The organism is Caballeronia sp. (assembly GCF_049581465.1).
Lineage (GTDB): Bacteria > Pseudomonadota > Gammaproteobacteria > Burkholderiales > Burkholderiaceae > Caballeronia.
This window is the reverse complement of record NZ_JBAUSA010000211.1, coordinates 1-5,388: the sequence shown is the minus strand read 5'-3', so window position 1 is coordinate 5,388 and position 5,388 is coordinate 1. Positions and strand designations below refer to the sequence as shown.

The 5,388-nt window shown below is 62.4% G+C and carries 7 protein-coding genes; 6 read left to right on the top strand and 1 reads right to left on the bottom strand.

Annotated elements, in window-relative coordinates:
• The 5 genes from WCA53_RS05210 to WCA53_RS05190 all read left to right on the top strand — a co-directional run.
• Positions 1–349, top strand: a 349-nt coding sequence (locus WCA53_RS05210) for a cytochrome c-type biogenesis CcmF C-terminal domain-containing protein (RefSeq protein ID WP_423906425.1), incomplete at its 5' end; no start/stop codon positions are given.
• Positions 346–885 (top strand): DsbE family thiol:disulfide interchange protein, encoded by a 540-nt coding sequence (locus tag WCA53_RS05205; RefSeq protein ID WP_423906421.1) that lies wholly within the window; start codon positions 346–348, stop codon positions 883–885. The genes WCA53_RS05210 and WCA53_RS05205, both read left to right, overlap by 4 nt.
• A complete protein-coding gene (locus WCA53_RS05200) occupies positions 878–1,537 on the top strand; it encodes a cytochrome c-type biogenesis protein (RefSeq protein WP_423906418.1) in 660 nt (219 codons plus the stop codon). The genes WCA53_RS05205 and WCA53_RS05200 overlap by 8 nt, the downstream gene beginning before the upstream one ends.
• Entirely contained in the window at positions 1,534–2,706 is a 1,173-nt protein-coding gene (gene ccmI / locus WCA53_RS05195) for a c-type cytochrome biogenesis protein CcmI (RefSeq protein WP_423906415.1), read from the top strand. Before WCA53_RS05200 ends, ccmI begins: the two co-directional genes overlap by 4 nt.
• 80 nt (positions 2,707–2,786) lie before the next feature.
• Positions 2,787–3,458, top strand: a complete 672-nt coding sequence (locus WCA53_RS05190) for a ribonuclease HI family protein (protein WP_423906412.1) — start codon at positions 2,787–2,789, stop codon at positions 3,456–3,458.
• A gap of 80 nt (positions 3,459–3,538) precedes the next feature.
• Here WCA53_RS05190 and WCA53_RS05185 read toward each other — a convergent pair whose 3' ends face one another.
• Entirely contained in the window at positions 3,539–4,264 is a 726-nt protein-coding gene (locus WCA53_RS05185) for an SDR family oxidoreductase (RefSeq protein ID WP_423906408.1), read from the bottom strand.
• A 319-nt stretch (positions 4,265–4,583) separates the two neighbouring features.
• Here WCA53_RS05185 and WCA53_RS05180 point away from each other — a divergent pair.
• A partial coding sequence (locus WCA53_RS05180) for a peptide MFS transporter (RefSeq protein ID WP_423906404.1) occupies positions 4,584–5,388 on the top strand: 805 nt, incomplete at its 3' end.

Genomic DNA, 5,388 nt, shown 5'->3' with positions numbered 1-5,388 from the left:
TCCGGAGAAGCGCTTTTTCCTCGTTCAGCAGTCGGCGATGACCGAAGCGGCGATCGACCGCGGCGTGTTTCGCGACCTTTACGTGGCACTGGGCGATCAGGCCAGTTCCGCCGATGACAACGCCACCGCGTGGGTGGTGCGCGTCCAGGTCAAGCCTTTTGTCGACTGGATCTGGGCGGGAGGTCTTCTGATGGCGTTCGGCGGCGCGCTGGCGGCGAGTGACCGGCGCTATCGGCTGGTGACGAGAGCGCAGCGGGAAAGCCGCGAGGCGGCTGCTGCACTGGCACACGTTCAAACTCAAACGGTTGTTACGGTATTGGCGGCGTCCGCCAGGGAGACAAGGCCATGAAACGCTTTCTACTTCCGTTGATGGTGTTCGGTTGTTTGAGCGGCGTGCTTGCGGCGTCGTTGTCGCATGATCCGCGACGCCTGCCTTCGGCGCTGATCGGCAAGACAGCGCCGCCTTTCGAGCTGCCGCGCCTCGATGCCCCCGATCACGCGTTGTCCCCCGAAGCGTTACGCGGTCAGGTATGGGTGATGAACGTGTGGGCGTCGTGGTGCGAGTCGTGTCGCGATGAAAATTCGCTCCTCGTCGCGCTGGCGCGCAGGAATATCGCGCCGGTCTATGGGCTCGACTACAAGGACGAACCCGACGCGGCGTTGCAGTGGCTGAAGCAGGCGGGCAACCCGTACATCGCGTCCGTGTCGGATGTCTCGGGCGCGGTGGGGATCGACTACGGCGTCTACGGCGTGCCGGAGACGTTTGTGATCGATCGGCTCGGCGTGGTCCGCTATAAGCGTGCGGGGCCGCTGACGCAGGCGGAACTCGATACGGAAATCCTTCCGCTCGTGCGCCGGCTTCAGCGTGAGCCCGCCGATGAATAGCGCACGCGTGGGATTCGCGGTCGTGCTTTGGTGCGCGGCGGGAAATGGTTGGGCCGACTCGGATTGCTTTCCGGGCGATCTTGCCGGTGCGGGCAGGGATGCGAGCGGCGGCGGTGCGAGCGGCGCGGTGGCGGTAGAGGCCGCGGCAGGTTCGGGAGCGAGAGCAAGCGATCGGGCAGGGAGCGATGCGAATGGGCGTCTGGCGGGGACGGTCAGCGCGCCGGTTCAGCAGGATTCCTCGCCGGTTGGCGTGGCCCAACCCGTGGACCAGCGCGTCGCCCAACGCAACCAGGCCCGGATCCACGCCCTCGAATCCAGTTTCCGCTGTGTGGTGTGCCAGAACGAAACCATCGCCGATTCGACCGCCGATCTCGCCGCTGACCTGCGCGCGAAAATCGTCGAGCAAGTCGCGCAGGGAATATCCGATGAAAAAATCCGCGCCTACATGGTCACTCGCTACGGCGATTTCATCCTCTACGATCCACCGTTCAAGCCGCTGACGTGGCTGCTCTGGCTTGGTCCATTTGCGTTGCTCATGCTTGGCTTCGCGGTGTTGATGCGAATCGTTGCCCGGCGTCGCGCGATTCAGCCTTCGCCGCTCACCGACCTGCAGCGGCAACGCGCCCGGCACTTGCTGGGAGATGACCGATGATCGGTTTCTGGACCATTGCCGGGGGCATGACTATCGTGGCCCTGCTATGCGTTGTAGTGCCCTTGCTCCGTCAAACGGATGAAGCCGGTTCGACGACGTCACGCACACTGATCGTTTCGCTTTACCGGCATGAACTGGCGGACGCCGACCGGGAGTTGCTGGCCGGCCGCGTATCGAAGTATCAGCACACGCTGCAGCGCCACGAGATTGAACGCCGCGTTCTCAACGATACCGCCAGCGCGCGTTCGTCCGAGCGCAGGACATCGAATGGCCTGGCGGCTCGCGTGGCGCCCTGTGCGCTGCTGATTCCGCTCATCCCGGCTGTCGCCTTCGCGCTTTATATCAAGCTTGGCACGCCCGCGGCGCTCACGCTGAACGATCCGCCCGGCGAGCATCACGACATGCGGCCGGAGTCCGTCGGGATGATGGTGTCGCGGCTCGCGTCCCGCCTGACTGACCACCCGGCCGACTCGCGCGATGCCGCCGACTGGTCCATCCTTGCGCGTTCCTATGCGGTGCTGGAACGACCCGCCGACGCTGTCGCCGCGTATTCGAAAGCGGTTGCGCTCGACCCGGGCGATGCCCAGTTGCACGCCGATTTCGCCGATGCCCTCGCGACCGCGAACGACGGTCGTCTCGATGGCCGCGCCACGCAGGAGATCGCGGCGGCGCTGAGCGTCGATGCGTCGAATCCGAAAGCGCTCGCGCTGGCAGCATCGGCCGTATTCGATGCGCATGCTTACGCTCGTGCGATAGGGTACTGGCGTCGTCTGGAAGCGCAGCTCGCCGCGGATTCGCCCATAGCGGTGCAGGCGCGCAAGAATATCGACGATGCGGTGCGGCTCACTGCCGTCACCGTGCGTGTTCGCTTGGGAGAAGGCATGCAAGTCGGCCCCGACGCGATGATAGTCGTGACCGCGCGTTCGACCAGCGCTTCGGATGTGAGCGGGGAAGTGCTCGCCGAACGACGCTTCGCTGCACGCGAACTGCCTGCGACGATCGTCCTTGATGACACGCTCGCGCCGCGTCCCGACGCGGCTTTGTCGGCGTTTCCCAAGGTGACGGTGGAGGCACGGATTGAGGATACGGGCGCGTCGGGCCACATGGAAGTCATGCCGGCCAATGACAACCGGAGCGCCACAGTTGTGATTGCGGATATGCCGAAATAACCGATGCCGTATTTGGCGGGTTTAGGGTTGTATCCAAAATATTGTTAAGCTCGACGCTCGGTCATTTTTTACTCGCGGACATGTTCGAGTTTGAAGAGCTTTATCGTGTTGCCTACAAGAAGGAACGCGCGTCGAGTCGGAGGCTGGCGAAACACGCGTCGATCTCCGAACACGCCGCGCTGGTTCGGACGATGGAAGTGTCGGCGGGCACGCAATCGCTGGGCGAATTCGTCGATGTGCGGCGCAAGGAACGGGCAAGGGCAGATGAGGCGCAAAGCCAGCGAAAGCAAGCGCGAGCGGATGCGATGGCGGCTCGTTTGAACCGGCCGGTGATGCGGGAGGCATTCGAATGGCACGCCTGGTTCGATGGCTCCGCGTATCCGAATCCGGGCAAGATCGGCATTGGCGGCGTGTTGGAAAGTCCTGACGGCGAGCGGGTGGAAATCAGTGCATTGGGCGGTCACGGCGACAGCTGCAAAGCGGAATATCTTGCTTTGATCGCGGTGCTTGAGGCTGCGGTTTTACGCGAGCCGCGCAAGCTCGTGATACATGGAGACAGCCGGGTCGTGATAGATGACGTGCTCGGTGGGGAAGCGCGCAGTGCGCCCGTGCTTCTTTCGTACGCGCTTCAGGCTCGTGAATTGATCCAGTCGATTGAGCGATTCGGCAATGTTGAGTTGAAATGGATTCCGAGAGCCCGGAATGGGGCGGCGGATGGATTGTCGCGGGGGGCTGTTGTCGGGGGCGGATAGGCTGGGCGGTTCTGCTAGTCACCGTCGCTCACCGCTCACCGCCAGCAGAACCCCTCTAACCTCCCGCCGAACCAATGCCCCTACGCCAAATCGCGCACATCCACGACTGGCGTATCACCAAACGCCTCGCTCAACGCGTAGTCGAGCACTTTTCGCGCAGCGTCGGCCGGCGTTGCCAACTGCCCCTGGCGCTTGAGTTCTTCGAACCTTTCGCGCTGCGGAAACGTCCCCAGATCCGCGCCGCGAATCTCGGCTTGCATGGCTGTGTCGACCACACCCGGCGCCACACTGGCAATACGTAACGCCCGATTGTCGTCCAGCGCGACAGCGCGCGCGTGATGATCCAGCGCCGCTTTGGTCGCGCAGTAAATGCTCCAGCCGGCATATGCATTGCGCGCCGCGCCACTCGAAATATGCACGATGCGCCGGTCGCTCGCATTAGGACTCGCCGCCGCGACAGCCGCCGAAAGCATCAACGGCGCAGCCACATTCAGACTCACCGCGCGGCCGATCGCGTTCACGTCCTGACCTTCGATCCCGCCCACCGGCTGTAGCATGCCCGCGTTATTGATCAGCAAAACAATCCGGGCGTTATCGATGAAACGAGCCAGCGCACCAGTCGCAATCCATGCGCCGAGCGCAACAGGATCGGCGAGATCGAGTTCGACTTGTTGCAGCAGGTCTGACGCCTCGCTACGCGTACGCGAAAGTCCAAGCACTGCGATTCCGCGCGATAGCAAAATCTCGGCGAGTGCCTCGCCAAGTCCGCGTGTGTGGCCGGTGAGAATGGTTTTGATGTCGTTCATATCTGGGTTATGTGGCTTGGAGGGTGAAACCGGAAGTTATCACGATACGGCGCAATGCGTCGGGTATCGCATCAATGGAACGCTCGCTGGAAATATATCGTTATCCGAAATAATCGCCTCCTAAGATGCCTGAACGCGAGCCGTCCGAACGCATCGCGAAAGTCTCATAAACGTGAACGCTGTATTGCGAAACGGTGCATCACATTTTAAAGATCGGACTGGGATAATCGCCGCATGCTTTGCCCGCGAGTTCGGCATCGCACACCACACGGCGACCCCCGGCGTCACCGCTCCACCGTCACACCTTATGAGATTCAGCATGACTTCACCTCCGTCCGGCACTTCGCAAGGGCGCTCTTTTGCGACCGTTTTCCTTATCGAGATGTGGGAGCGATTTGGTTTCTACGGCATGGCCGCGTTGCTCGTTTTATTCATGATCGACAAGCTCGGCTTCCGCGACGAACACGCCAACCTCACATGGGGCGCGTTCACGGCGCTGGTATTTTCGGCTCCCGCAGTAGGGGGCTGGATCGGCGACAAGGTGCTCGGCGCGCGGCGCACCATGATCTTCGGCGCTTTCGTGCTGGCGGCGGGTTATGCCATGCTCGCGATTCCCTTCGATTCGCTTGACTATATGTACGCGTCGCTCGCGGTGATCGTGGTGGGCAACGGGCTGTTCAAGGCCAATGCCGCGAACCTCGTGCGGCGTATCTATGAAGGCGATGATGCGCGCATCGACAGCGCCTTCACGATCTACTACATGTCGATCAACATCGGCTCAACTCTATCGATGCTCGCCACTCCCTGGATAAAAGATCACTGGGGCTGGCACGCCGCGTTCGCCGTGTGTTTCGCGGGCATGGTGCTCGGCTTGCTCAACTTCATGCTGATGCGCCGCGCGTTGGCGCGCATTGGCTCGCCGCCGGATGACGAACCTTTTCCGTGGAGCCGCTTCGCCGCCGTAGCGGCAGGCAGCGTTGCGCTGGGCGTAGCGTCGGTGTTCGTGCTGCAACACGAACAGGTGGCGGCAATTTGCGTGTATGCGGCAGGGCTGGCGATCCTGGCGATCTTCGGCTACATGCTGGTGAAATGCGATGCTACTGAACGCGCAGGCTTGCTAGCGG